24 protein-coding genes and 2 pseudogenes are annotated in these 24,331 nt (G+C 62.6%); 9 read left to right on the top strand and 17 right to left on the bottom strand.

The window, feature by feature from the left end; translation table 11 throughout:
• The coding region (locus tag BRAGE_RS55675; protein WP_028146189.1) for a hypothetical protein at window positions 1-198 on the top strand (198 nt) is incomplete at its 5' end.
• Window positions 199-317: 119 nt separating this feature from the next.
• Here BRAGE_RS55675 and BRAGE_RS56610 read toward each other — a convergent pair.
• Window positions 318-499 (bottom strand): annotated as a pseudogene (locus BRAGE_RS56610) (IS5/IS1182 family transposase); the annotation flags it as partial.
• Between the two features lie 938 nt (window positions 500-1,437).
• The gene (locus BRAGE_RS0103555; protein ID WP_028146188.1) at window positions 1,438-1,653 is read right to left on the bottom strand and encodes a hypothetical protein; all 216 of its coding nucleotides are present in this window, start codon (window positions 1,651-1,653) and stop codon (window positions 1,438-1,440) included.
• Between the two features lie 570 nt (window positions 1,654-2,223).
• Between BRAGE_RS0103555 and BRAGE_RS57860 the strand changes: the two genes are divergently transcribed.
• Window positions 2,224-2,412, top strand: a complete 189-nt coding sequence (locus BRAGE_RS57860) for a hypothetical protein (RefSeq protein ID WP_027560421.1) — start codon at window positions 2,224-2,226, stop codon at window positions 2,410-2,412.
• Window positions 2,413-2,549: 137 nt separating this feature from the next.
• Here BRAGE_RS57860 and BRAGE_RS0103545 read toward each other — a convergent pair whose 3' ends face one another.
• Window positions 2,550-2,906, bottom strand: coding sequence for a hypothetical protein (locus BRAGE_RS0103545; RefSeq protein WP_027560422.1), 357 nt, complete (start codon window positions 2,904-2,906; stop codon window positions 2,550-2,552).
• Between the two features lie 754 nt (window positions 2,907-3,660).
• On the opposite strand from BRAGE_RS0103545, the gene BRAGE_RS0103535 reads away from it, so the two are divergent.
• The gene (locus tag BRAGE_RS0103535; RefSeq protein ID WP_027560423.1) at window positions 3,661-3,894 is read left to right on the top strand and encodes a DUF6894 family protein; all 234 of its coding nucleotides are present in this window, start codon (window positions 3,661-3,663) and stop codon (window positions 3,892-3,894) included.
• A 201-nt stretch (window positions 3,895-4,095) separates the two neighbouring features.
• Here BRAGE_RS0103535 and BRAGE_RS0103530 read toward each other — a convergent pair whose 3' ends face one another.
• On the bottom strand, window positions 4,096-4,509 hold the full coding sequence (locus BRAGE_RS0103530; protein WP_028146187.1) for a hypothetical protein: 414 nt from the start codon (window positions 4,507-4,509) through the stop codon (window positions 4,096-4,098).
• 20 nt (window positions 4,510-4,529) lie between these two features.
• Window positions 4,530-5,402, bottom strand: coding sequence for a formylglycine-generating enzyme family protein (locus BRAGE_RS0103525; RefSeq protein ID WP_027560425.1), 873 nt, complete (start codon window positions 5,400-5,402; stop codon window positions 4,530-4,532).
• Window positions 5,403-5,659: 257 nt separating this feature from the next.
• Here BRAGE_RS0103525 and BRAGE_RS0103520 point away from each other — a divergent pair, with 257 nt between their 5' ends.
• Window positions 5,660-6,568: a DUF4399 domain-containing protein gene (locus BRAGE_RS0103520; RefSeq protein WP_027560426.1), complete on the top strand. Its 909-nt coding sequence runs from the start codon at window positions 5,660-5,662 to the stop codon at window positions 6,566-6,568.
• Window positions 6,569-6,575: 7 nt separating this feature from the next.
• Window positions 6,576-7,880: a caspase family protein gene (locus tag BRAGE_RS47660; protein WP_035729337.1), complete on the top strand. Its 1,305-nt coding sequence runs from the start codon at window positions 6,576-6,578 to the stop codon at window positions 7,878-7,880.
• A 97-nt stretch (window positions 7,881-7,977) separates the two neighbouring features.
• On the opposite strand, the gene BRAGE_RS55670 is transcribed toward BRAGE_RS47660, so the two are convergent.
• A complete protein-coding gene (locus tag BRAGE_RS55670; RefSeq protein WP_167336479.1) occupies window positions 7,978-8,133 on the bottom strand; it encodes a hypothetical protein in 156 nt (51 codons plus the stop codon).
• Window positions 8,134-8,488: 355 nt separating this feature from the next.
• Window positions 8,489-8,691 (bottom strand): annotated as a pseudogene (locus BRAGE_RS52365) (ATP-binding cassette domain-containing protein); the annotation flags it as partial.
• Window positions 8,692-9,400: 709 nt separating this feature from the next.
• Here BRAGE_RS52365 and BRAGE_RS54175 point away from each other — a divergent pair.
• Window positions 9,401-9,601, top strand: a complete 201-nt coding sequence (locus tag BRAGE_RS54175; protein WP_027560427.1) for a hypothetical protein — start codon at window positions 9,401-9,403, stop codon at window positions 9,599-9,601.
• Window positions 9,594-10,022 carry a hypothetical protein gene (locus tag BRAGE_RS47650; RefSeq protein WP_051377667.1) on the top strand — a complete coding sequence of 143 codons (429 nt, stop codon included), beginning with the start codon at window positions 9,594-9,596 and terminating at the stop codon, window positions 10,020-10,022. The genes BRAGE_RS54175 and BRAGE_RS47650 overlap by 8 nt, the downstream gene beginning before the upstream one ends.
• Window positions 10,023-10,477: 455 nt before the next feature.
• Here the strand turns inward: BRAGE_RS47650 and BRAGE_RS0103490 are convergent, their stop codons facing one another.
• From BRAGE_RS0103490 to BRAGE_RS0103445, 10 genes are all read right to left on the bottom strand, one after another.
• On the bottom strand, window positions 10,478-11,986 hold the full coding sequence (locus BRAGE_RS0103490; protein WP_027560428.1) for a glycerol-3-phosphate dehydrogenase: 1,509 nt from the start codon (window positions 11,984-11,986) through the stop codon (window positions 10,478-10,480).
• Entirely contained in the window at window positions 11,983-12,729 is a 747-nt protein-coding gene (locus tag BRAGE_RS0103485) for a class II aldolase/adducin family protein (protein WP_027560429.1), read from the bottom strand. The genes BRAGE_RS0103490 and BRAGE_RS0103485 overlap by 4 nt, the downstream gene beginning before the upstream one ends.
• Before the next feature lie 19 nt (window positions 12,730-12,748).
• Window positions 12,749-13,789, bottom strand: a complete 1,041-nt coding sequence (locus BRAGE_RS0103480) for a 2-hydroxyacid dehydrogenase (protein WP_027560430.1) — start codon at window positions 13,787-13,789, stop codon at window positions 12,749-12,751.
• Window positions 13,782-15,362 (bottom strand): FGGY-family carbohydrate kinase, encoded by a 1,581-nt coding sequence (locus tag BRAGE_RS0103475; RefSeq protein WP_027560431.1) that lies wholly within the window; start codon window positions 15,360-15,362, stop codon window positions 13,782-13,784. The genes BRAGE_RS0103480 and BRAGE_RS0103475 overlap by 8 nt, the downstream gene beginning before the upstream one ends.
• A gap of 2 nt (window positions 15,363-15,364) precedes the next feature.
• Window positions 15,365-16,474 carry an ABC transporter ATP-binding protein gene (locus BRAGE_RS0103470; RefSeq protein WP_027560432.1) on the bottom strand — a complete coding sequence of 370 codons (1,110 nt, stop codon included), beginning with the start codon at window positions 16,472-16,474 and terminating at the stop codon, window positions 15,365-15,367.
• A 19-nt stretch (window positions 16,475-16,493) separates the two neighbouring features.
• Window positions 16,494-17,600 carry an ABC transporter ATP-binding protein gene (locus tag BRAGE_RS0103465; RefSeq protein WP_027560433.1) on the bottom strand — a complete coding sequence of 369 codons (1,107 nt, stop codon included), beginning with the start codon at window positions 17,598-17,600 and terminating at the stop codon, window positions 16,494-16,496.
• Between the two features lie 4 nt (window positions 17,601-17,604).
• Window positions 17,605-18,462 (bottom strand): carbohydrate ABC transporter permease, encoded by an 858-nt coding sequence (locus tag BRAGE_RS0103460; protein ID WP_027560434.1) that lies wholly within the window; start codon window positions 18,460-18,462, stop codon window positions 17,605-17,607.
• A gap of 10 nt (window positions 18,463-18,472) precedes the next feature.
• On the bottom strand, window positions 18,473-19,399 hold the full coding sequence (locus tag BRAGE_RS0103455; RefSeq protein ID WP_181411702.1) for a carbohydrate ABC transporter permease: 927 nt from the start codon (window positions 19,397-19,399) through the stop codon (window positions 18,473-18,475).
• A 145-nt stretch (window positions 19,400-19,544) separates the two neighbouring features.
• Window positions 19,545-20,984 carry an extracellular solute-binding protein gene (locus BRAGE_RS0103450; RefSeq protein ID WP_027560436.1) on the bottom strand — a complete coding sequence of 480 codons (1,440 nt, stop codon included), beginning with the start codon at window positions 20,982-20,984 and terminating at the stop codon, window positions 19,545-19,547.
• A 22-nt stretch (window positions 20,985-21,006) separates the two neighbouring features.
• Window positions 21,007-22,017: a sugar-binding transcriptional regulator gene (locus BRAGE_RS0103445; RefSeq protein ID WP_027560437.1), complete on the bottom strand. Its 1,011-nt coding sequence runs from the start codon at window positions 22,015-22,017 to the stop codon at window positions 21,007-21,009.
• 158 nt (window positions 22,018-22,175) lie between these two features.
• Between BRAGE_RS0103445 and BRAGE_RS0103440 the strand changes: the two genes are divergently transcribed.
• Window positions 22,176-23,456, top strand: a complete 1,281-nt coding sequence (locus BRAGE_RS0103440) for an FGGY-family carbohydrate kinase (RefSeq protein WP_027560438.1) — start codon at window positions 22,176-22,178, stop codon at window positions 23,454-23,456.
• Window positions 23,453-24,322, top strand: a complete 870-nt coding sequence (locus BRAGE_RS0103435; protein ID WP_027560439.1) for a TIGR01459 family HAD-type hydrolase — start codon at window positions 23,453-23,455, stop codon at window positions 24,320-24,322. Before BRAGE_RS0103440 ends, BRAGE_RS0103435 begins: the two co-directional genes overlap by 4 nt.
• Window positions 24,323-24,331 lie beyond the last annotated feature (9 nt).

Raw genomic sequence — 24,331 nt, 5'->3', positions numbered from 1 at the left:
GTTCGCCTGCGCGACGATGTTGTTGGACAGATTGCTCAGGTCGAAGAACCCGCCAGACACGGCGTCGAGTTCCATATCGATCAATTCACACGCTTCAATCATGTCTTCCCTCTTGTTGCTGTGATCGACATCTGGCTCAAAGCAAACCAGCGCCTCACTGCCCGTGTTCTTACCGGATGGTTGCCTTTCTATCTGTGAGAAGAATCACGCACGCTCCACAGTGGCAGCCTTGGCTGCGATATCGCTCGAACGAACCTGACTGTCTCAGACACCTTCATAACCCGGGGGCCTGGTCTCATAGCGCAGAGCGAGAACTCTGACGCGAGCTGAACGTATGCGAGGCAGTTGACCGCAAGGCTGTCGAAGCGCGTTGCGATCCGACGACATTGCTCGATCCTGTTGAAGACGCGTTCATCGATATTGCGGGCTCGGTAGACGCATGGACTGCTTTCCGCAGGGATGCTGGCCAGGCGCCGTTCCTGATGGCGAGTTCTCCGACTCGATGTCGTGGCCACCGCAGCAGCACTTGCTTGGTTGTGACAGCAGGCGCAGGACATCGGCCTATGAAGATCGTGATCCTCTCAAACCGACGCAACAATTTCTGCGAACCTATCGGATGGAACGATTGATGTCGCATCGTACATTGCTATCGCCGCCGCTAGCTTCAGCGGTCAGGCGATCGGAATTGATACGAACCTGCCCGCGGCGACGGATTGGAAGTCCGGCCGCACGGTGTGCCAGCACTCAATTCCGCGAACGCGTTGGGCGGATCCGATACTCACTGAGATCTACCAGGGAGGGTTTTGGCCGTAGCATTCGGCCCGCTCTCCGCTGTATCGCCGGCCGTCTTGCTCGTCCGGCGCCGCGGCCAATAGACGGTTCAATCAAGCTGCTGACAACCGATTCCTTGGTCCTTTCACCAACGGGAAGACCTTTTATTGAAGGAGACTGTACGACGACAGCACGCCGATCCGATCAAATGCCATGCGGATGATGCCGGTCACGGACCACCGCTTCATTTCGCTGCCGCGCAGCAACCGCGTCGCTTTAGGACAGCAAGACGGCCATCAATTTCGGTGCGCCAAGCCACCGGCTTTATGAATTCATGGCCTAACGCTACTTTATGCAGGCTGTTGGTCGGCGATCACAAAAGCGATTCCCGAACCGATTTCTCAATGATTCATGGATGGTCGGCTCTTGGAGGCTAACCGTGGGGAATGGAGAGAGGAGCTCGGATGCAGGCTGACGCCACTCCCGGATCGGCGGGTCATAAGATCTGACAGCGGGATGTGTCCGATTACGTTGCGGGATTTATCAGCCTTGGTGGCCCGAAGGCGTTCAGCCGATGGCGGAACACCTTGGTAACGGGCACCTTACAGTGAGCGAATTGTACCCGCACCCCCCGGGAGCGGCCGGGAGTGTGCGGGCATCCTGGACTTAGCCGATCGAGCTGACGTTCGCCTGAGCGAGCAGCTGTGTGAGGTTTGCGTTGCCTCCATTGCCGAAGACGCTGAAGCCGCCGACGGCAACACCGACCTGCGTAGCAATCTGCGGCTGTACGACGATATTGCCGGACAAGTTGCTCACGTCGAAGAGTCCCCCACCAGACACCGCGTCGAGTTCCATATCGATCAGTTCACGCACTTCATTCATGATTCCATCCTCAGGTTTGCGGGTGAACAACATCCAGCTCAAAGCAAGCCAGTGCCTCACTACGCGTGTTGATACTGGAGGACGGTTTTTCTATCTGTGACAGAAATCACGGGGGGCCCGGCGTGGCAATCAGCTTTAGCGACGATATGGCCCGTTGGATAAATGCCGTGTGCGACATTTGCTCCCACGGCGCTTCTGTTCTGATTCATGTGGCATGGACTCTCGCATGTCTCGAACGGATCTGGCTGTCTCAGGCACCACGTGTAAGAATTGAGCGCGACGCAACGCCCATTCAGCGCAACAAACGGATCGAACGCGAGTGAGGTGGCCGCAGGCTCCCCGCAGGGCGACGCGTTCCACGACATTGCGAGTTCTTTGATCCCAATCGGCGTCGCAGCCGCGGTCGACAAGCAATGTTGAGCCCTGAGGCGAGACAGGACCTTTCCCGACAAGGCGTTGCCGCGAGCCGGATCGGCAGGCCGTTGGTATCAACGACCGCAAGAATCCTGCGCGCCACCCCACCCGTGGAGCGTCCCATCGACTGAACCCGCTCCGGGTGATGCACGCTCGATGCTGATGGATGCCGACAATAAAGGTGTCGATCGCCTGGACAGCGGCATCATTGGCGGCGGCAAGCGCGTCCATGACATGGCTCCGCACGCTGGCCTACCGCCAGCGAACGAAGCGGTTGCAGAAGTGGTCGCTGGCTTGGGCGGTCAAGCGATCGGAATGGACACGAACTTGCGCGCGGCAGGATGAGCAACAGGTACGCTCGTTGAGCATCGACACCGTGTCGAGAGTCTTGAGCGACGGTGCCCGTGTCCATGAGAATTCTCGATTGAATTCGTACCCGAACACCCTCGGCAGCGGGTAAGGAGTGTTCGGGCATCCGCGATTTAGTGGATAGAGCTGAAGTTCAGCTGACCGAGCTGCTGAGTGACGCTGGCGTTATTGCCGATAGCCACACCAATCTGCACGGCAATGTTCTGCTCTATGACGATATTGCCGAAATGGCCGATATTGCCGAAGCTGAAGAGCCCGTGATGCCCGTGATGCCCATGATGATGCCCATGATGTCCTCCACTCACGGCGTCGAGTTCCGTATCGATCAGCTCACGCATTTCACTCATAACTCCCTCCTCAGGGGTTGCAATGAACAACATGTGGCTCGAACCATACTGGAGGGTGACCTTTCCATCTGTGACGAAAATCACGGGCGGCCATGGCATCACGGCCATCGCGAAGATAGCCAAGCAAATGACCGTTGCGTGACTCAGGGCAGGCAGAGGAGGCAATTCTCTAGATGTGAGCGCCGTCACAGAAGATTCGGGTCGATCTCTTCATCCTCCGGTTCATGGCTGTATGATTCGGCCCCAAACGAAAGGCGGCGAGGAACACAGATGAACCTGAACCACTTTTTTAGTCTTCTCATCTTCGCGATCGGAGTGCTGTGCTTTGTGGCATTCATGACCACCCTAAAGCCACCGCTTTATCACACAGAGTTGGCGGTGGGTTCTATTTATGGCCGCGGGGTAACGACCTAGACTAGCCGATAAATATAGAAATGCTTGTACGGACCTCTGTGGGTCAATGGCGGGGCAATTCGGTCCCGCCACCATTGATAGACAGACCTCCTAGCCTTCTCCCCTGCATCGCGTTTGCAAGCACTGCAAGATGATGCCGCGCTCTGTTGCAATCTCTGCCGGCAATGCGCCCGCTTCCAGCGGCGCCGGACCAGCCGAACCCGACGGGACGCAGGTACGATCGACAGCAGCCGCGGAGGTTTCGGCTGCTGACAGAGCAGGCACGGCTGACGCCAGCCATTGGCCTAACGCAGACGTTGGATCCATACCTTGTCCGTGGATGTGTGGCGTGCACGATCACGGCCCCGCGGGGCCACCAAACCGCGCAATGTGCGAGTGATCACGGACAATCCGCTTTGCGGCCTAGTATGACTCCGACATGCAGGGTCGGGCTTGCTGACCCGAATATTGCAGGGAGGCGTACATGACTCAGGTCTATTTCCATTGCTCGAACACCAAGGGAGTACTGATGGATCGTCGCGGTACATTCGTATCCGACCTGATCGAAGCGTGTGAGGAGGCCACCCGCAGGGTGCGATCTCTCGTCGCAACCGCCAACCTGGAAGATTGGCGTCAGTGGGCCCTGCATGTCAGCGATGAGGCCGGCGACGAGATTTTCGTTCTGCCGTTCGCATTCGTGCTCGGCAATCCGCACTGAGAGGATGCCATGCTGTCAGAGCTACCATCGTTCATACTTCTTCGTCAGGGGGTGAATGCGCTCACGACAGCAATCATCCGGCGTTCGCGGAGGGGCCAAGCCAGTCGCGGCCGCAGCAACGTGTGTTGGCGCGGGCGCCGGAATCATAGTCGTCACGGACAGTCGGGCGGCGAACAAGCAGCACTTCGGAACCGCAGCGCTCTAAAGTCGCGCGCGATCAGCCGCTTCGGTCTCCACCGCCTTGCCGATCAGGAGAGTGATCGGAACGTCTTGTCCGCTGCCGCAGGTCAGTTGCCCCGAACCTGATGATCCGGATGCGACGATCCGGCATTGATCCTCGTCCATGATCAATACACCTTCCAGCCGCCCGGGGAACACTTTCAGCTGCAATCGCGCCTGCTTTTGCTCTACGCCATTGACGCTGCACAGACCGACGTGGCGCAGCGTGATCGTCCCCGAATATTCCGCACCTGGACGCTTAGCCGTTTTCCCGAGATTTCCCGTTATTTCCCATTCGTGCAGATAGCCGATTTGCCCGCTGGCGGAGTAGGATTGCGCCCGAGCGGCAGGGGCTGCAGCAAGCAACGCAAGTGTCGCCACGACGATCGCGCGCATTGTTTCCGCCCGCGGCATGATTACGGCAACTCCCGCACGACGCGAAAGCCGTTGGCGTAGTAACGCACGTCTACGTCGTAGCGAAACCTCGCCGAAGATCTGACGTCGTTGGCCTTGCTGAGGAAGTTGCCCCCGCGCAGCACTCGCAGACGGCAGTCGCCCGACGTCCAAGGCGACGCGTCCTTTGGCGCATTCCGATAGGAATCGTTCCAGCAATCCTCGACCCATTCCGCAGCATTGCCAGAAGTATCGTAGAGCCCGAAGCCATTTGGCCGGAACGAGCCCGTTGGCACGACCTGCTGCTTGATCGGACTGCCACAGCCGTCGCACTGCGCATGACCCGCGCCTGCCTCTCTGCCCCACCAGAACGGCGTTCTGGTTCCCGCGCGCGCGGCATATTCCCATTCCGCTTCGCTGGGGAGACGGTATTTCTGCCCGGTCTTCTGCGACAGCCAGGCGACGTACAGCTTGGCGTCTTCCCAGCTGATATTGATCACTGGGCGGTCGCCGCGCCCCCACCCGTGATCCTCGGGCCGCACTTTGCACGCGCCGGCATCGGCGCACGGATCCCACTCCGCGAACGTCACCTCGCGGCGCCCGATGGCGAAGGGCTTGCGAATGCTGATCAGGTGCTCGGGTTTCTCATAGGGCGTGTCATTGGATCCCATCACGAAGTCTCCCGGCGGCACAACCACGAGCTCAGCGCAGTTATCGCAGTCGCGAAACAGTTCTCCCGGATCCAGACTGGCGCCCTGTTGTTGAGCCATTCTGGTGTCGGATGGCGCGGACGGCTGGTCGACAGACGGGCCGCTGCTCAGCCCTCGCTGCGCGCTTGCCGCAGCACTTGCAAAAAGCGCTGTGAGACAAATCACAGTCAGAACGGCGAAATTCATATTGTGATCTCCGGTCGGCTCGAACGATCGGGAGTATGCACACGTCACATTCAATGCCGCATAGCATGCTTCATTCGACCGCGACCGGCAAGGTGCAGTCGCGCCGCGGGATTTTGGTTTACATTGGGCGGCAAAGGAATATCGTTTTAATCGTTTCATCCCGTCCGTTTGGACGGGCATATTATCGATGCTTGCAATTAATCAGATTCCCCCGGGCCCTCGGTCCAAGTTGTGCTCTGTGCATTGGGAAGATTGCGATGATGCAACGATTGCTGATATCCATTCTAGTTCCATTTGTCGGCGGTTTGATGCACTGCCACGCCGCACAGGCCCAAGCCCAGACGGGCGGACCGACGCCTTCGCCGCCCGGGGCGGCCGTCTATTTCATCGGCTTGAAGGATGGCGACACACTGCCAACCAAGACCACTTTACATTTCGGTCTCCATGGCATGGGCGTTGCGCCGGCAGGTTCGGACCGCGCCAACAGCGGTCACCATCATTTGATCGTCGACTCGCCACCCCCAGCACTGAACGCTGAAATTCCGAACGATTTCCAGCACCTCCATTTCGGCGCGGGGCAGACCGAGGCAGAGGTTTCGCTGACGCCCGGCGAGCACACGTTGCAGCTGGTGTTCGCTGACAAGAATCACGTTCCGCATTCGCCGCCGGTGATCTCGGAGCGGATCAGGGTCAAGGTCGCTGACCAAACTGGCCCCGCGGTAGCTCAAGCCGCTCCTGCGGCGAGCGGACGTCGTCCCGCGCCGAAGGATGCCAAGGTCTATTTCATCTATCCGAAGAACGGTTCCTATATTTCTCAGACCCCGGTTATCCGCTTTGGTTTGTTGAACATGGGCGTGGCGCCGGCGGGCTACGACAAACCCAACACCGGCCATCATCATTTGCTTGTCGATGCCGAGTTGCCTCCGCTCAACCAACCGATCCCGAACGACTTCAACCACCTGCACTTCGGCGCGGGCCAGACCGAGGCGAAAATCACACTCCCGCTCGGCCAGCACAAGCTGCGCCTGCTGTTCGCCGATTTTGCCCACGTGCCGCACGATCCAGCTGTGTTCTCCGAAGTCATCAACGTAACAGTGACGGAGAGCGGCCAGCCGCCGAGAAAACGCAAGTACCGCCAACGCACCTGGCGGAGTTACGGATATTGATGCAGCGATGAAACCGCGCCGGCATATAATCTACGTCCTCTGCCTCATCGTCAGCGCGTTGTTCGCCGATGCGGCTGCAGCAGAACGACGGGTCGCGCTGGTGGTCGGAATCTCCTCCTATACGAACGCACCGAAGCTGACCAATACTGCCAACGACTCCAAAGCAATCGCCGCGCTGTTCAAATCTATCGGTTTCGACGTCGTCATTTCGCGCAACGATCTCGGCGTCGTCGACCTCAAGCGCGCTGTGCGCGAGTTCCTCATTACTGCAGAGAACGCCGATGTGGCGGTGGTCTATTACGCCGGTCACGGCATCGAGATCGGCGGCATGAATTATCTGATACCGATGGATGCCAAGCTGAGCCACGACTACGACATCGACGATGAGGCTATCGCGCTCGATCGCATCATCTGGGCGCTGCAACCGGTACGCCGCCTGCGGTTGATACTGCTCGACGCCTGCCGCGACAACCCGTTTGCGGCCAAGCTGCGGTCCGCGAGCCGCTCGCCGACCAGAGGCGGGCTTGCGAAGCTTGATGAAATCAGTGCCGATACGCTGGTGGCTTTCGCGGCGAAGGCCGGCTCGATTTCCTATGACGGCGACGGCGTGAATAGTCCTTATGCAGCCGCTCTGCTCCGACACCTTGCCGAGCCCGGTATCGACATTCGGATCGCGCTTGGCCGCGTGCGCGATGAGGTCATCGCCATGACCGGTGGACGGCAGGAGCCTTTCATCTATGGCTCACTCGGCGGCGCGACCATCTCCTTAGTGCCGCAGCTCGGTGCAACCAATGTCGCGCCGGTACCGCCCCCTCCGCCAGTTTCGGCGCCGGCCCTGCCGAAGCCGGCCGTAGTCAATCCGACGCCGCCAAGCGTGCCGCCGGCGGTGAAGGCGGAACTCCCCAAGCCGCCGCTTCCGGCGGAGCCGGCCCCCGAAATCACGGATCCCTGTATCCGCGAGGAAGCGAGGCTGGCGCGTCTGCGCGCCAACCCAGCGCCGGACGAGATCACCAACTTCCAACGCGAGGTCGCCTGCAAGCGGCTGCGTTCGCAAGTACAGCGTCTATTTGAGAGTGTTGGCAGCAATGCCGCTCTACCTTCCGGCGGAAATGCGGCGCCGCAAGCGGCTCCGAAGCAGCAGGCACAGAACGAGTCTGTCCGTTCCGAAGATACCTGCACCCGCGACATGGCGCGGGTGCAGACCCTGCGCGCTGAACCAACGCTTGAGGCGATCACCAAGTTCGAGAGGGAATTGGGCTGCGAGCGGCTCCGGTCCCAGCTCCGGCGATTGCGCGAGAGCCTCGGTCCTTGATCTTGTCAGGACACAGCGTGATATGTCCATGACATTTCTTGATTGAAATTTGCGCCCCCACAGCCGGGAGCAGTCGACCGACGCGTCGCTGTTAAGATCAGTCGCGTTCGAAGATTTTGGCACCAGGGTAAGCTCGCCGGGCGTACGTAACGACCAGCTCCCGGTCCTGAGTCTCCAGGAAGGGAGTTCGGAGCTGGCACGCCCCGACGACAAGGTGCCACAGGCCATTAAGTCTTTTAATCACGATGTTCATGGTGTGCTCCTCGAAGAACAGCAAGCAACTGATCGACACGACAATCTTGCAGGTCACGCGTTAGCGCCGTGATCCTCATCACATATTGGAGAGCACAACTCGATGGGGCATGCTTCGATCACCGTTGGAGCGCCTGCGATGTACTCATCCAAGCTTCAAGCATCACTTCGAAGATGAAGCCTGTACGCGTCGCCGTGTGCAGCATGGACGAGCTGAGAGAGTGCGGGACCGAGAGCGCCGATCGCATCCGATGCCTTACCGGTCTAGTGCTTCATGCAATCACCATTGCAGCAAGACCGCGCCTACTTGCCGTTGTCACTGCAGGTTGGTGCCTAGCAGCCTGTGTCCAGGATCGACGCACCATCCCGAGATCGCGCGAGATGAAGAGGTAGGCGAGCCTCAGCTCGCGCTGTAGATCGACCAGAAGGTTGAGAATCCGTGCCTGCCCGACATGTCGAGCGCGGAGACCGGCTCGTCGACAACCAGCAGCTTCGGCCGCAACATCAATGCGCGCGCGACCGCGATGCGTTGACGCTGGCCGCCCGAGAATTTGTGCGGAACGGCGCATCTGGCCGGTATCAAGAACCGTCGGGGGTACGCGCTACGACAGCGGATAGGGATACGCGCTATGATGACACCGAACCTACGACGGCGGGACACAATCTGAACATGTGGTCGAAGTTCCAGTGACGCGCATCACGGTCGTTGACGTTGGGATCGGCTATCTCGGGCGTGTGTTGCAAAGCAAGTTTGCTGAGACAACCGTTACCATTCATTGAACCTGGAGGTTAAATGACTCGGATTAGAATTTCCCATAGCTGGCGGACCATTCGGGGTGCGCATATCCGTATCGTTCACCGGCGTAAGGTTGCGGTCAAGTCGGGCTCAAGCATTCTCCAATCGGCACGTCAGGGAATGGCCACTTATGGCGACGAAGGGGCCACCATAAGGGTGAAAGTATCGCCATCATCGTGATCGCCATCCTTCAGCGGGTGACGAGGGCAGTTAGGCCGCCTTGGTCGGCGGCCTCTTTTGTTTCAGTTTGCATCAACCGTCGGCGGCGTGTCGCCAGAGCCATGCCAACTATTCACCACCGAGCATCATCAACGAGCCTTGCTGGCGAAGCCCCTACACGGGCGGCTGCAAGTTTTCATTTCGACGCCTTCCGCCTCGGTCGTCTCCGCCAGACGCGACTTCGACCCCCGTCACCCGCCTCGCGTGCGCGGAAATTCGGGCGACGAAAGGTTTCAAATACAGGAGGCAGGAAATGAGTCTTCTTTCGGTTATCGGCTGGGATATTATTGGGTGGAATAACCTCACGCCACAGGGCATTCGGTTCGGCATTGCGGCCATCCTTGCGCTGTTAGCGGTAGGCCGCCCTGGGCCGTCGATCTTTGAACTCTTTACCGGACTAATCTGCGTCCTGGGTGCTGGCCTCATGGTGGCGCAGGCAATCTCGCTTGGTTGAATCCTCACTGCCGGGTTTTCACGTACGCACTGGCCGCCGGGTCGCGAAGCTCGGCCAGACTGTCCGCAGCCGCCAGCGCCACGTCCGTCTCGGGACCGACAAGAATGCCGCCGCGTTCGCGCAGAATCCTGGTGCGGCGATATCGATCGCCGGCGGCACGCTCCGCCCGCTCGACCGGGACATCGTCGGCGAGGCGGCCGTAAACATTTTCGCGGGCTTGCAGGCCGACTATGGCATCGTCGGCGTCGATCAGGATGGCTCACTCCTGGACTTTCACGTCGGCGAAGTCCAGGCGCGCCAGTCCATCGGCGCGAATTCACGGATGACCGTGCTCGTTACCGACACCACCAAGTTCGGCCGCGGCGCGACCGTGCGAGGTGGCCAACTCGAGGATTGCCGGCGCACAAGGGCCCGAACCTGAGACCCGCTGATTAAGAGCTGGTCGGTCCCACCCGTCGCGTCATTGATAAAATAGCTTGCAAGTAGCTGCGCGAGTGCAAAGAAGCTGCGCTTTCCGCGACCAATCTGCCTGCTTCAAAACGCCTGCTCACGTTGGCCTGCGCAGGATTTATCTTGATCTCCCGGTGCACACGTCGCGCACACGCCGCCTTCTAACCGGTTGAAAAACCTATACACTCGCTCCAATCCATCATGGGCCAATTTGATAGCGCCAACCAACAAGATCGAGGCTGATCAATGGTGGTCAGCTTTGCGCGCAAGGCGGGCAGTCACTCCGACTTGAGCTACTCCGACATCTGAGCAGCTCCAGCCGGACGGACAGCTTCCGATCTCGAGCTAGCGAAGACTTCCATTGCCCCTTGCATGCACAGATCGCCTACAGCAACCGTACGGTTGAGGTGGCATGGCGCCGCCGAGTTAGATGAAGCTGGCAAATGCGTCCCGTTGCGCCACCGTCAGATGCAGGCCATGTTTGGTGCGCCGATCCAGAAAGTCCTGAGGTTCCTTGGCCCACTCGGTCTCGCGTAGAAACGCAGCCTCACGTTCGTAAAAGTCTCCACCGAAATGCCAACCGAGATCGGCCGAAACGCGGGCCGAGCCAAGCAGTTCGCGCGCCCGCGTACCATACAGGCGCGCATAGTGGTGGATTAGCTTGCGCGGAAGGTCGGGATAGGCGCGCGCAAGTTCCGTGACGAAATGATCGAAGGGGCCATTGATGTCGCCGCCCGGCAGCGGCGTGCCGGCCGTCCATGCTGGCGATACCTTCGGAAACCAGGCTTCCAGGCGGCCGAGCGCCTGCTCCGCGAGCCGGCGATAAGTCGTGATCTTGCCGCCGAAGATCGACAGCAGTGGGGGCACCTTCGGCGTGCCGTGAACCTCGAAAACGTAGTCCCGTGTCACCGCCGAGGGGTTCTCGGCATTGTCGTCGTACAGCGGCCGAACCCCGGAGAAGGCATGGACGACCGCGCTCCGGTGCGGCGGGGCCCTGAAGTAGCGGCTCAAGACGCCCAGCAGATAGTCGATCTCGCCCTCGTCGATCGCGACATCTTCGGCGCGGCCGCCATAGGAAATATCCGTGGTGCCGATCAGCGCGAGATCGTCCTGGTAAGGGTTGACGAAGATGACGCGGCGATCTTCGTTCTGGAGCAGATAGGCCTGCGGCCCGCTCCAGAATTTCGGCACCACCACATGACTTCCCTTGACCAGCCGGACATTGTGCGAAGAGTTCAGCGCGGCGACGCCCTGCACGACGTCCTGCACCCAGGGGCCTGCCGCATTGACAAGAGCGCGCGCACGGACAACCTGCGTGCCGTCGTCCCCGCTCTGCATGTCAAGGCGCCAGACGTCGCCTTCCCGGCGCGCGCTCACCGCGCGGGTGCGGGGCAGGATTTTGGCGCCGTTGCTTGCGGCATCGATCAAATTGAGGATCACGAGCCGGGCATCGTCGACCCAGCAATCCGAATATTCAAAGCCGCGGCGGAATTCGGCACGCAGTGGCGCGCCCTCCGGCGCATGCGCGAGGTCGAGCCCGCGACTCGGCGGCAGGCGCTTGCGCGCGCCGAGATGATCGTAGAGCAATAGACCCGTGCGGACCAGCCAGGCCGGCCGCTGCTCTGGCGAGTGCGGCAGCACGAAGCGCATCGGCCAGATGATGTGCGGCGCCGACGCAAGCAGTACCTCGCGCTCGATCAGGGCCTCGCGGACCAGGCGAAACTCGTAATATTCAAGATAGCGCAGTCCGCCATGCACGAGCTTGCCGGAGCGCGACGAGGTGCCTTCGGCGAAATCGTCCTTCTCGCACAAGAGGACCTTCAGGCCGCGTCCCGCCGCATCGCGGGCAATACCGGCGCCATTGATGCCACCGCCGATGATGGCGATGTCGACAAGCCCGTGATCCCTGCCCGCGTCAGGCGCAGCGCCCGTCATCGCCTTCCACTGTGCTTCTTCTCGACCCGTTGCCGTGCCGCCGCCTTCGCAGTGCGCGCCTTTGCCGGCTTGGGATTCGACTTGGCCTTGGGCTGCTGCAATCCGTAAGTCGAGAATCCCTTTGCCGTGTCCGCAATCTCCGCCTCGCTGAGAATATGCGGCGCGCCGAGCGCGAGCGAGAGATAGTATTGCCGTGCGATCGTCTCGAGCTCGACCGCCAACCACATCGCCTTGTCGAGATTGGCGCCGACCGCGATCATGCCGTGATTGGCGAGCAGGCAGCCATGGCGCCCTTCGAGCGCTTGCAGGGCGAGTTCGGATAGCTCCGCAGTACCGTAGCGCGCATAGCCGGCGCATCGGATGTCGTTGCCGCCGAACGCAGCCATCATGTAATGGCAGGCGGGAATCGATTTGCGGGCGATCGCAAGCACAGTCGCGTAGGTCGAGTGCGTGTGGACAACACCACCGATATCCGGCCGCCCGCGCATGATATCGAGATGAAAGCGCCATTCGGTAGACGGGTGCAGCGGTCCTTCCCAGGAGCCGTGTTCGCCCTCGAGCGGCATTGAAGCAATCATCTCCGGCTTCATCGCGTCATAGGGCGTCGCCGACGGTGTGATCAGCATCCGGTCCTTGTAACGGGCGGAGATGTTGCCTGACGTTCCCTGGTTCAGACCCGAGGCGTTCATCCACCGGCATTTGGCGATGATCGCTTCGCGTAACTGTCGCTCCTCGCGGGTCATGTCAAAACACCTTTCGTCTTCAGCAAGGGTTGAGCGGCGGCTCGCCGGCAAGATAGCGGCGAACCTCTTCCGCTGCCTGATCGGCAGCAATGGTGACGGTGCGCAAGGAGGCGCCGGCGATGTGCGGCGTCAGCGTGACGTTCGGCAGTTGCAGTAGCGGCCAATCCAGCGGCACCGGTTCGACGGCAAACGTGTCGAGCATGGCGCCCCCAAGGCGTCCCGAGGACAACACCTCAAAGAGCGCCTTGTAGTCGACCAACGGACCGCGCGCGGTGTTGATCAGCAACGCGCCGGGCTTGACCCGCTCGAGCGCCGCGCGATCGATGAAGCCTGTAGTCTCACCGGTGACCCGCGCGTGCAGGCTGATGACGTCAGCACGCGCCAGCAGATCCGCTAGGCCGACATGCTCGACGCCGTCATTGCGGTCCTGCGCGCTGAGCTGGACGTATGGGTCGGCGACCAGGATCTTGCAGCCGAACGCCTTGAGCAGCTTGACCACGCGGGTGCCGATCGCGCCATAGCCGACGATGCCCACCGTCATCTCGCAGAGCTCGCGGCCGGTGCGATCGGCACGATAGAGATCGCCGCGCCATTCACCGCCGCGCAGAGATTCGTGCCCGCTGCGTATCAGGCGCGTCTCGGCGAGGATGGCGCCGATGGTAAACTCGGCCACCGCGCTCGCGTTGCGGCCGGGAGTGTTGACGACGATCACGCCGTGATCGCGCGTGGCCTGCATATCGATATTGACGGGACCGCCACGCGAGACCGCAATGAATTTCAGGTTCGGCAAGCGCTCCAGCATCGATCGCGAGATCGGCGCGAGGTGCGTCACGAGCAGCGCTGCGTCACCGATGAAGTCGGCGACCTCGTCCGGATCGCCCATGAACTCCTTCAGCCCATCGAGCTTCGAGCCGGCATAGCCGTGCTCCATCGGCCGGTCCGGCCAGGGCTGCTCCAGAAGGCGGAGGTCGACGCCGTTACCGCAGGCAGCTGTGATCTTCTCGGCGAACACCGACGGCAGCATGAAGCGGTCACCAACGATGGCGATGGAGCTAGCCATGACGAGCTCCCGCACGCAGTGCCGCAAGCTGCTTCCAGACCGGCCGCGCCGCGAGCCTCGCCTCCAAATAGGCCGGGAACATCTTTGCGTAGCGCGCGGCCAACGCCGGATCCGGCGTTTGTGGTTCGTTCAAATACGGTCTCACCCAGTCCTCCGCGCAGGCCGTCATATCCGGATAAAGTCCGGTTGCGACGGCCGCGATCATCGCAGCCCCTCCAGCCCCGGCTTCGCCGCGGCTACAGACGCGCACATTGCACTCGAGCGCAGCCCCAAGGATGGCCCCGAGCGCGCGGCTGCGCGCTGCGCCGCCGGTGATCCGCACCTCGCTCGGCAACGCGCCCATCGCGGCATAGCAATCGCGCGCGGCGAAGGCGAGCCCTTCCATCACGGCGCGCATCAGGTCCCAATAGCCGTGGCGCGACCGCAGACCGATGAGTTGCGCGCAAGCCTCATGCGCAACGAAGGGCCCGCGCTCGCCGGCATCGGAGATGAAGGGATGAAACAACAGCTCGCCGGCTTTTGCCTCCAGCACCTTTTCGTCGAGGCGGCGGATCAGGTCGGCCCGCGAACGCACGATGCCTTCGGCGGCAAGGAGATCGCGCGCGAGATCGAGTAGCCAGTCGATGTTGAGCGTCGCGGCCATGTTGGACTGCATCTGGGTGTAGTGACCGGCGACCGGGAACGGCATGGTGTAGCCGGTCGCCTCCGTATTCAGCGTGACCGCGTCGGCGCTGGTCGCGAGCCGCATGTGCATGCCAGTGGACCCGATGATGGTGCAGCCGACATCGGGTGAAGGATCGTAGAGGCCCGCGCCGAGCGCATTGCAGACCACGTCGACGTAGCCGAGCGAGACCGGCACACCCTGCGGCAGTCCGGTCTCCATTGCAGCGGCGGCGCTCAGCGGATGCGTCGTCGCGACCCCGTCGACGACCTCAGGAAACAGGGCCGCGCAATCGGAGATGCCGATCAGCCGCGCGGTCTCCGCGTCAAAGCGGCGCTTGCGGAAATCGCCGCAGGTAAAGGTGGATTCCGACGGATCGGTCGCACGCTGGCCGGTGAGCAGGAAGTAGAGCCAATCCTTGCAGTGAAAGGCTGTCTTTGCCCGCGACAAAGTCTCGGGCGCATGCGCCTGCAACCAGGCGAGCTGGGGCCCCTGCTGGCAGGCGTTGAGTCCGGACCCGGTGCGCCGGTAGAGTGCGGCGTTGCGCTCGCTTGAGCGGATCCCGTCGACAAGGCTGGCGGCGCGGGAATCCAACCACAGCAGCGCCGGCGAAGCCGGGCGGCCGTCATCGTCGATCAGCCAGGTGCCATCGCCCTGCCCTGTGACCGCGACGGCAGCGAGGCGCTGGGAAATATCCGGCACGGCCGACACCAGCCCGTGCAATGCGGCGACCGTGTCGCTCCAGGTCCGCGCCATGTCTTGCTCGACGTGGCCACCGGACGAAGTCGTATATGTATTGGGCAGAGAAAAATCGCCGAGCTGTCGCCCGTCGCGCGTGAACGCCACGGTCTTGATCAGAGACGTGCCGGCATCGATGCCGATAATGACGTCGCGCTGCGGCGAGGTCTGCATGGTCAGCCCCCCTCCGCATGGCGAATGCAGGTGCCGTCGGCCCCGAAGATGTGGAGGTGACGCGGCTCCAGCGCGAGCGGGATGACGTCGCCCGGCCGCGCCGCGATCCGGCTCGGTGTCACCGCGATCAGGAGGTGGCCGGCGCATTCTCCCGCGACATGCGACTGGTCGCCGAGCCATTGATTAGACACGACGCGCACGCGGACATCGCCCGTTCCGACCGCAATCTTCTGTGGGCGGATGCCGACCCGGACTCCTCTCGTCTGGCCAAGTGCCTGCCGCGCAGCCTGATCGAGCAATTGGCCTGGAATTTGGAACGCGATATCGGAGCCGACCGACAGGCGGAAACCGCCATCGGCGGGGGCAACCTCTGTCTCCAGCTGATTCATCGGCGGCTCGCCGATGAAGCTGGCGACGAAGAGATTGGCCGGGCGGTTCTTCAATTCCTTTTCGCAGGCGAATTGCTGGAGGACGCCGTCCTCCATCACCGCGATGCGATCAGCGAGCGCGCTCGCCTCGGTCTGGTCATGGGTGACGAAGATCGCCGTCATGCCGCGCTCGGCCAGCAGACCCTTGATCCGGCCACGCAGCACCGCGCGGAGTTGCGGTTCGAGCTGGCCCATGGGCTCATCGAGCAGGTAGAGGTCGGCGTCGCGCACCAACGCGCGGGCGAGCGAAACGCGCTGCTGCTGCCCGCCCGAGATGGCGCGCGGAAAGCTGTCGAGAATATCTTCGATCTCGACCAGCCGCGCGATCGCTTCGACCCGGCGCGATATCTCGCTGCGCGAGAGTTGCTGCGCCTTGAGCGCAAAGGCGATGTTTTCGCGCACCGTCAGCGGCGGATAGAGCGAATAGCCTTCGAAGGCCATCGCCACTTTGCGCCTCGCCGGCGGCAGCTCGTCGATCCGTCGCTGCGACAGCGCGATCGCGCCCGAGGTCACGCTCTCGAACCCCGCGATCATCCGCAAGGTCGAGGTCTTGCCGCAACCAGAGGAGCCTAAGAGAGCAACGATCTCGCCTTTCTTCACTTGCATGTTGAGTGCGCGGACGGCATGCACCGGCGGCTTGCCGCGGCTGCTATAGACCTTATCGACATTCTTGATTTCGAGCATGGCCATGGGTCCGCTCTCCTCACGCCGCCTGACGCCGGTGCGGCAGACCAACCCGGAGCCCGGTCGCACGATCGAACAACAGCGCCACCTCCGGCGCGAAACGGACGAAGACGCCGTCGTCAGCGCTCGCCATCGGTGAATCCGGCGGCAGCGCCGCGAGCCATTCAGAGCCATCGGCAAAGCGCAGCAGCAGCACGGCTCTTTCGTGCATCGGTGTGACCGCGACGACGCGCGCCGGGATCGCGCCCTCGCTGGCGGCACGCGCGATTGTGAGATCGTCGGGACGGACGCCCAGCCAGCATGCGCCATAATCGGCCGGCTGCCTGTCGGGGGACTCGAGACGCATACGCGTCCCGGCCACTTCGGCTGTCAGCGCGCCCTGCTCGGCCTGCGGCGTGACTTCGGCGAGATTGATGCTGGGGTCGCCGAACAAGCGCGCTACCGCAACCGATGCCGGCCGGGCGTAGATCTCTTCGGGGCGCGCGACCTGGACAAGACGGCCCTCGATCAACACCGCGATGCGGTCCGCAATCGCCATCGCTTCGCGATAGTCCTGGGTAACATAGAGCACAGCGGCGGAGCTGCGCCGCAACAGGCTCGGCAGCTCCAGCCGCATTTCATAGCGAAGTTTTGCATCGACGTTGCGCAAGGGATCATCCAGGAGCAGCACCTCCGGATTGCCGATCAGCGCACGCGCGAGCGCCGTTCGCTGCTTTTGCCCGTTGGACAATTCGCGGGGCATGTGGCTGAGCACATCCTCGATCTTCAACAACCGGCTGATCGACGTGACCCGCGAAGCCAACTCTCCGCCCTTGGCCTTCGTCCGCAGGCCGCTCGCGATATTGTCCCGCGCGCTCATATGCGGGAACAGCGCAAAGTTCTGGAAGGCCATGCCGATGCCGCGCTGCTCCGGCGGCGCGCCGACGATAGATCGGCCGCCGACCAGGATGTCGCCCTCATCGGGCTCGAACATGCCCGCGATCATGCGCAGCAGCACGGTCTTGCCGCTGCCCGAAGGCCCGAACACCGCGACGATCTCGCCGGGCTCGACAGCGAGCGAAAGGTTGTCGGCGCAACGTACCGCGCCGAACGCCTTGCCAACGGAATTGAGTTCGAGACGCGCCATCCTGTCAGCCTTTCACCGCGCCGAGCGACAGACCCTCGACCAGATAGCGCTGCGCATAGAGCGCGAGCAGCAGCGTCGGCGTGACCGAGAGCACGATCGCGGCTGCGATCTGGCCGTACTGGATGCCGGAGGCCGTGACGAAGGCTAGCGCGCCTACGGTCACCGGCTGTTTGTCGGCGGAGGCCAGGATCAGCGCGAAGACGAAGTTGTTCCAGCAGAAGATGAAGGACAGCAGACCCGCCGCCGCGATCCCGGGACCGGCAAGCGGCACCGCAATGCGTGTAAAGGCCTCGCGCCAGGAATGGCCGGCGAGCCGATAGGCGTGCTCGATGTCCGGACTGATGTCCTCGAAATAGCCGCGGACGATCCACAGGATCAACGGCAGCGCGATGAGCTGATAGACCCAGACGATGCCGAAATAGGTGTCGCTGAGCCCGAGCTGCTGATAGTAGAGCGACAGCGGCAGCAGCACGAGCAGAGGCGGAGCGAAGCGGAACGAGAGCAGCGTGAATGCGATGCTCTCGCCCAGACGGAACTTGAACCGCGCAAAGGCATAGGCCGCGGGCACGCCGAGCAGCAGTGCCAGGACCACCGCCGCACTCGACAGCACGAAGCTGTTCATGAGGTTGCGCATGAAGGAGATCTCAAGATTTCCGGCCGTGGTGCGTAGTTGGCCCGAGATCAAGGCCTGATAGTTGGAAAGCGTCGGCTCGAACAGGATGTGCGGCGGAATCCGCAGGATCTGTTCGTTCGTCTGGAACGACATCATGAGGATCCAGACGATCGGGAACATGAAGAAGACAAGCACCAGCGCCAAAGCCACGCCCCGGAAGATGCGACCTGCGAGACTGGAATGATCCATCGCCGCCTCCTCAGCCGTGACCATGGGCGCGTGCGCGCAGCCGCAGCCAGTTCTTGATGAAGATGTTTGACAGGATGTTGGTGATCAGCCACAGGATCATCAGCAGCGCCGCCGAGCGGCCGACATTGGTGTACTGGAAGAATTCGAGATAGGCCTGGACCTGGAACACCATCAGCCGGTCGCCGGGCCCGCCTTGCGTCATCGCATAGATGATGTCGAACTGCTGGATGGAATCGAGCAGGCGGAACAGCGAGGCCGTGATGATGTAGGGCGCAAGCATCGGCAGCGTGATGCGGAAGAACACGAAGCTTGCCGGAACGCCGTCGAGCGCCGCCGCCTCGAACGGCTGGCGCGGCAGCGAGCGCAGGCCCGCAAGCAGCAGAATCATGATGAAGGGCGTGTAGACCCAGACGTCGACCAGCACGACCGTGAACAGCGCGCTCGACGGGTCCGACGCCCATTTGAAATCGTGCACGCCGAACAGGCTGACCAGATAGGACAGGATGCCGAAGCTCGGATTGGTCATCAGCTTCCACATCAGCGCGGCAATCGCGGGTGCCGTCATCAGCGGCAGCAGAAGCACGATCGACACCGCATTGTGGAAGCGCGTCGGCCGCCGCAGGAGCAAGGCGATACCAAGGCCGAGCAGAAGCTCGAGTACCACGGTCAAGGCGGTATAGACGAGCGAGATGCGCAGCGTATTCCAGAATGCGGGGTCGGAGAGGAAGTCGATGTAATTGTCGACACCGATGAAGCCGCGCAAGTACGGCAGGTTCAGCCGGTAGCGCTGGAGCGAATAGACCGCGGCCGTCACGAATGGCACCAGGATTGCGATGCAGACGAGCAGAGCCGGCAGGCTCAGCAGGTAAGGCAGCATGCGCCCGCGCAGCCTCGTGGTGCGGCGCGGAAGCGCGGAGGTCTGAAGGAGTTGAACCATGCTCATGATGATACGGGATCACATACTCACTGCAACACCGCCGGCCCGGATCGGGTAGGCGTTCCGAACCGGCGGGTTGTCGTGGCGCGGAGGAATTAAGACACCACGAAAGGCGTCAACCGAGGCTAGTTCATCCAAGACCTATTCAACCAAGACCTGCCTGTTTGAGCTGACGGTTTATGCTGTCAGCGAGCTTGTCGAGGCCTTCGTCGACGCTGATCTCCTTGGCGACCATCTTCTGGAGCGAGGCCGCCCATTCGGTGGTCAGGTCGAAGAACAGCGGCTGCGCTGTGAAGTAGATCTTGGCGCCCGGGGCAGAGACGTCATGCTGCTCCAGATAGCCGGGATAGGACTTTGCGATGCGGTCGCGGAACTCCGAGTCCTTCCAGACCGAGGCGCGCACCGGGTTGACGAAGTCCATCTTGCGGGCACCGAACAGGCCGTGCTCGGTCGAGGCCGCCCATTGCATGAACACCCAGGCCGCGTCCTTCTGCTTGGAGAAGCTCGACATTGCGAGCGACCAGATCCAGACGTTCGGCGTCGGCGCCTTGGCCGCCGGGTTGGCGGCGAAGGGTGCGTAGCCAAGATGGCCCTTCTCCTTGTTATCGCCGCCGTTCATGAAGTAGCCGAGAATGTCGGCGTCGAAGATCATGCCGGACGCGCCGGCGCCGAGATCGGTGCCGACCTGGTACCAGGTGTAGGTCGACCAGTTCTTCGGACCCGAGCCCTGGATCATCTTGACCCACTTCTCGTGGAAATCTTTCGAGGCCTTGGTGTTCATCGCGGCCTTCAGCTTGCCGCCTTCCATCGCAAAGTCCTTCTGGCCGAAGTTCGAATAAGCCGAGAGGAAACCGGGATGGATAGTTGCCCAGGAGCGCGAGCCGCGCACGCCGACGCCGTAAGGCCCGCCCGCGTCCTTGGTGATCTTCGCCGCTACCTCAAGCATTTCGTCGAGGTTCTGCGGCGGCTTGACGCCGACCTTGTCGAAGATGTTGCGGTTGTAAGCGATGTTGTTGAGCTCGTAGCCCCAGGGGATGCACCACTGCTTGGCCTTGCCCGAGCCGAGCTCGGAGCCCGCAATGCCGTCCCAGGCGGTCGAGGACCGCAGACCGGGCAGCACGTCGTCCCAGGCGAAGGCCGGGTTGGTCTTGGCGGGATCCTTGATGTAGGTGTTGAGGTCCTCGATCCAGCCGGCCGGACCATAGGTCCAGGTCATGTAGGCGCCGGTCATGAAGGCGTCGTACTGATCCGACTTCGAGGACAGCGCCGCCGTCACCTTGTCGAAATAGACGTCCTCCGGGAAGATATCGTAGGTGACGTTCATGCCCGTCAGCGTCTTGAACGCTTCGAGGTCGCCGATCATCGCATCGACGTAGGGATGCTTGTTCAGCAGCAGCTTGACGGACTTGCCGCTATAGGCCTTCCAGTTGAAGTCCGCGGCCATCGCCCGCGACATCGCGGAGGCGAAGGCTGCGTTGGCCGCTGCGCCGGCGATGCCGAGCTTGGCGGCTCCGTCCAGTAAATCACGCCGGCTGATGCGTTTGGCGGCGTAGGAATCGAACAGATTCTTCTCGCGATCGTGCATTGTAACCTCCCATGGTGCGCGTTTACTTTCCCTTCCGACCTTTGTTCTTGATTTTGCCGGATGTTGCCTCCGGCTTGTCGGTAGCGAGTGCCTGCGCTGTCACCTCATCGATGATGAGGCCGTGCAGGAGGCCACTGCGCAAAACTGCGCGCAGCGCCGTGACCTTGACCAGTCCGCCGCCGATGGCGACGATGCGGTGCTTCCGCAAATCCGCCGCCTCCATCGAGGTGGCGCGCGCCGACAGATCGATGTCGAGCATCTCGCCATCGGCATTGAAGAAATGGCCGAGCAGGTCGGCGCAGGCGCCTTCCCGCTTCAGTTCCACGACCTCGTCCGGCCTGATCATGCCGCTCGAGACCAGAAAGCCCTCGGCATGGATCTGGCCGATGCCGACGAACAACAGCGAGGCCTTGCGGGCGAGCGCGAACACATCGGCTATGCCGTACTGCTGCATCAGAACGGCGCGGTCGGCGACAGAATTGGCGAACACGGGAACCGGCAGAAGATAGGCCTCCGCACCGGTCCGCTCGGCCAGGCGATGGATGACGTCGAACGGATTGGCGGCGAATTTCCGCGTCAGCCCTCCAAGCAGCGACACGAATTGCACGCCGCGCGCCGGCGTCTGCGGCAATTGTTCCACCATCGCGGCGAGCGTGCGGCCGTGGCCGACGCCGATGATCATGTGCTCGCCGCGCTCGAGGATCTGCCGCAGGAAGCTGGCACCCTCCAGTGCCAGCGCCTTCAGCGGCAGGTCGCCCTCGCCGAGATCGGGCGCGACACGGCAGAAGGAGAGCCCGTAGCGCTCGACCAGCGTGTTCTCCAGCGCGACGCATTCGGCGACCGGCCCTTCCACGAAGACCCGGATCATGCCCTCGCGACTGGCGCGCGCGATCAGCCGGTGCGCCTTGGTGCTCTGGATGTTGAGGCGGTCGGCCACCTCCGACTGGGTCAGTCCGGCGGCGAAGTAGAGCCAGGCCGCGCGTGTCGCGAGCGACGCTTCGCCGTCAATCGTCGCCAGCCTGTCCGGTTGCATCACCACGGCGAAAAAGCCCGCTTGCAAATTTCTTCATGTCTTGCAAAAAATTGCAGAGGCCTGCCGGGACGTCAATCCCCCAAACGTGCTGCACTGCAATCGCAGCGGCGATTTGCGGTCTCAGCCGTTGCGGCGTGCCAAAGGGAGGTGAGATCGAAATGACGAGCATGTTTCTCGGCATCGACATCGGAACCAGCGGGGTGCGCGCCTGCGCCGTCGATGCGCGCGGCGACATCCAGGGCATGGAATCCGCCCCCCTTGCCCCGCCGCGACAGGACGGCAATGCGATTGATCAGGATCCGGAATGCTGGTGGCATGCGACGGCGGTCACAATCAGCAAGCTCGGCCGCAGCATCGATCTCGAAGCCGTCGAACGCATCTGTGTCGACGGCACGTCAGGTACGCTGCTGCTGATCGATGCTGACGGACGGCCCTGCACGCCGGGACTGATGTACAACGATGCCCGCGCGGCGAAGGAAGCCGACCGCATCGCATCGATCGCCCCGGAGGAAAGCGGCGCGCACGGCGCGAGCAGCGCGCTTGCGAAGCTGCTGCATCTGTCGAGCAACCCCAAAGCCAGCAACGCGCGCCTTGCCGTGCATCAGGCCGACTGGATCGCCGGCCGGCTTACCGGCGAGCACGGCGTCAGCGACGAGAACAACGCCTTGAAGCTCGGCTACGATCCCGTCACGCGCACCTGGCCGGCCTGGCTCGAACAACTCGGCGTTTCCCGCACGATGCTGCCACGTGTGCTGGTGCCGGGGACGCCGTTCGCCGGGATCGACCCGAAGATTGCCGCGGAGCTTGGCCTGTCGGGCTCGGCTCGCATTGCGGCCGGCACCACCGATGGCGTCGCCGCCTTCATCGCCGCGCGCGCCGACGCGCCCGGCGATGCCGTGACCTCGCTCGGCACGACGCTGGTGGTCAAGCTGCTTGCGACGCAGCCGATCTTTGCTGCCGATCAGGGCGTCTATTCACACCGGCTCGGCGAGCGCTGGCTTGCCGGCGGCGCCTCCAATTCCGGCGGCGGCGCGCTGCTTGCGCATTTTTCGGCTGCCGACATAGAGCGGCTGACGCCGCAACTGAGGCCGAAGGAGCCGATCGGGCTGGACTACTATCCGCTGCCGAAACCCGGCGAGCGCTTTCCGATTGCCGATCCGACGTTGGCCGCACGGATCACGCCGCGCCCAGCGGAAGATCATCGCTTCTTCCAGGCTCTGCTCGAAGGCGTCGCATCGGTCGAAGCGCTCGCCTATCAACAACTCGCGCGGCTCGGCGCACCGCCATTACGTCGCGTCATCAGCATTGGCGGCGGCGCAGTGAATGAAGCCTGGACCGAGATCAGGCGCCGCGCACTCGGCGTTCCGGTGACCACGGCCGAGCAGACCGAAGCAAGCTATGGCGCGGCGCGGCTCGCCATGCAGGGCCGTCCCTCATGAGACCTGGTGCCATCGAAATCGACGCGCTCGGCCCGATCGCCGACCGGTTCGATCACGTGCTGCTCGATCAATGGGGCACGCTGCACGAGGGCGGCGCGGTGTTTGCGGCGGCGCGCGACTGCGTCGCAAGGCTGAAGGCGGCCGGCAAGCGCGTGCTGGTTCTGTCGAACTCGGGCAAGCGCGCGGGCAGCAACGAAGAGCGGCTCGCAAGACTCGGCCTGCCGCCAACGGCCTATGACGGCATCCTGACCTCGGGCGAAGTGACCTGGACGGGCTTGCGGGAACGCGCGCGCGTACCATTCAAGGATCTCGGCCAATCGTGCTTCCTCGTCACGCGCGGCGGCGATCACTCGATCATTGACGGGCTCGACCTCAGCGTCGTGGCCGATGTTGAACGGGCCGATTTCATCCTGCTCGCAGGCCTCGACGACGCTGTCGCCGAACCCGAGCGCTGGCGCGCGCACCTGACGGATGCTACGGCGCGCGGACTGCCGATGCTGTGCGCCAATCCCGACCTGGCCATGTTCGGTGTCACCGGATTGATCCCTGCGCCCGGCGCATTGGCGCGCTTCTATGAAACGCTGGGTGGTCGCGTGGCCTATGTCGGCAAGCCGCATGCGCCGATCTTTGCGGCGGCGCTCGAACGGCTGCGCCAACCGGACCCTGCGCGCGTGCTGATGATCGGCGACAGCCTCGATCACGACGTCGCCGGCGCCCGCAGGGCGGGCATGCTGACACTGCTGCTAAGATCGGGCGTGCACCGCGTTGCGACGCGGAATTCTTCGAACGGGGTCCTCACATTGCGAAGATCGGTCGGCGCGGACGTTCCGATGCCGCACTGGACGATGAACCATCTGGCCTGGTGAGAGGCGCGC

Source organism: Bradyrhizobium genosp. SA-4 str. CB756, from assembly GCF_000473125.1.
Classification (GTDB): domain Bacteria; phylum Pseudomonadota; class Alphaproteobacteria; order Rhizobiales; family Xanthobacteraceae; genus Bradyrhizobium; species Bradyrhizobium arachidis.
This window is presented reverse-complemented; position numbering and strand designations above follow the sequence as displayed.

What these genes read in the sequence shown, in the direction of transcription:
- BRAGE_RS47660 (WP_035729337.1), top strand. Translation starts at nt 6,576, where the DNA reads ATGAAACCGCGCCGGCATATAATCTACGTCCTCTGCCTCATCGTCAGC.
- BRAGE_RS0103490 (WP_027560428.1), bottom strand. Translation starts at nt 11,986, where the DNA reads ATGACGGGCGCTGCGCCTGACGCGGGCAGGGATCACGGGCTTGTCGAC.
- BRAGE_RS0103460 (WP_027560434.1), bottom strand. Translation starts at nt 18,462, where the DNA reads ATGGATCATTCCAGTCTCGCAGGTCGCATCTTCCGGGGCGTGGCTTTG.
- BRAGE_RS54175 (WP_027560427.1), top strand. Translation starts at nt 9,401, where the DNA reads ATGAGTCTTCTTTCGGTTATCGGCTGGGATATTATTGGGTGGAATAAC.
- BRAGE_RS0103525 (WP_027560425.1), bottom strand. Translation starts at nt 5,402, where the DNA reads ATGAATTTCGCCGTTCTGACTGTGATTTGTCTCACAGCGCTTTTTGCA.
- BRAGE_RS0103465 (WP_027560433.1), bottom strand. Translation starts at nt 17,600, where the DNA reads ATGGCGCGTCTCGAACTCAATTCCGTTGGCAAGGCGTTCGGCGCGGTA.
- BRAGE_RS0103440 (WP_027560438.1), top strand. Translation starts at nt 22,176, where the DNA reads ATGACGAGCATGTTTCTCGGCATCGACATCGGAACCAGCGGGGTGCGC.
- BRAGE_RS0103455 (WP_181411702.1), bottom strand. Translation starts at nt 19,399, where the DNA reads ATGGTTCAACTCCTTCAGACCTCCGCGCTTCCGCGCCGCACCACGAGG.
- BRAGE_RS0103485 (WP_027560429.1), bottom strand. Translation starts at nt 12,729, where the DNA reads ATGACCCGCGAGGAGCGACAGTTACGCGAAGCGATCATCGCCAAATGC.
- BRAGE_RS0103555 (WP_028146188.1), bottom strand. Translation starts at nt 1,653, where the DNA reads ATGAATGAAGTGCGTGAACTGATCGATATGGAACTCGACGCGGTGTCT.
- BRAGE_RS0103480 (WP_027560430.1), bottom strand. Translation starts at nt 13,789, where the DNA reads ATGGCTAGCTCCATCGCCATCGTTGGTGACCGCTTCATGCTGCCGTCG.
- BRAGE_RS0103435 (WP_027560439.1), top strand. Translation starts at nt 23,453, where the DNA reads ATGAGACCTGGTGCCATCGAAATCGACGCGCTCGGCCCGATCGCCGAC.
- BRAGE_RS0103475 (WP_027560431.1), bottom strand. Translation starts at nt 15,362, where the DNA reads ATGCAGACCTCGCCGCAGCGCGACGTCATTATCGGCATCGATGCCGGC.
- BRAGE_RS0103530 (WP_028146187.1), bottom strand. Translation starts at nt 4,509, where the DNA reads ATGCGCGCGATCGTCGTGGCGACACTTGCGTTGCTTGCTGCAGCCCCT.
- BRAGE_RS57860 (WP_027560421.1), top strand. Translation starts at nt 2,224, where the DNA reads ATGCTGATGGATGCCGACAATAAAGGTGTCGATCGCCTGGACAGCGGC.
- BRAGE_RS0103445 (WP_027560437.1), bottom strand. Translation starts at nt 22,017, where the DNA reads ATGCAACCGGACAGGCTGGCGACGATTGACGGCGAAGCGTCGCTCGCG.
- BRAGE_RS0103450 (WP_027560436.1), bottom strand. Translation starts at nt 20,984, where the DNA reads ATGCACGATCGCGAGAAGAATCTGTTCGATTCCTACGCCGCCAAACGC.
- BRAGE_RS0103535 (WP_027560423.1), top strand. Translation starts at nt 3,661, where the DNA reads ATGACTCAGGTCTATTTCCATTGCTCGAACACCAAGGGAGTACTGATG.
- BRAGE_RS0103470 (WP_027560432.1), bottom strand. Translation starts at nt 16,474, where the DNA reads ATGCTCGAAATCAAGAATGTCGATAAGGTCTATAGCAGCCGCGGCAAG.
- BRAGE_RS0103520 (WP_027560426.1), top strand. Translation starts at nt 5,660, where the DNA reads ATGATGCAACGATTGCTGATATCCATTCTAGTTCCATTTGTCGGCGGT.
- BRAGE_RS55670 (WP_167336479.1), bottom strand. Translation starts at nt 8,133, where the DNA reads ATGAACATCGTGATTAAAAGACTTAATGGCCTGTGGCACCTTGTCGTC.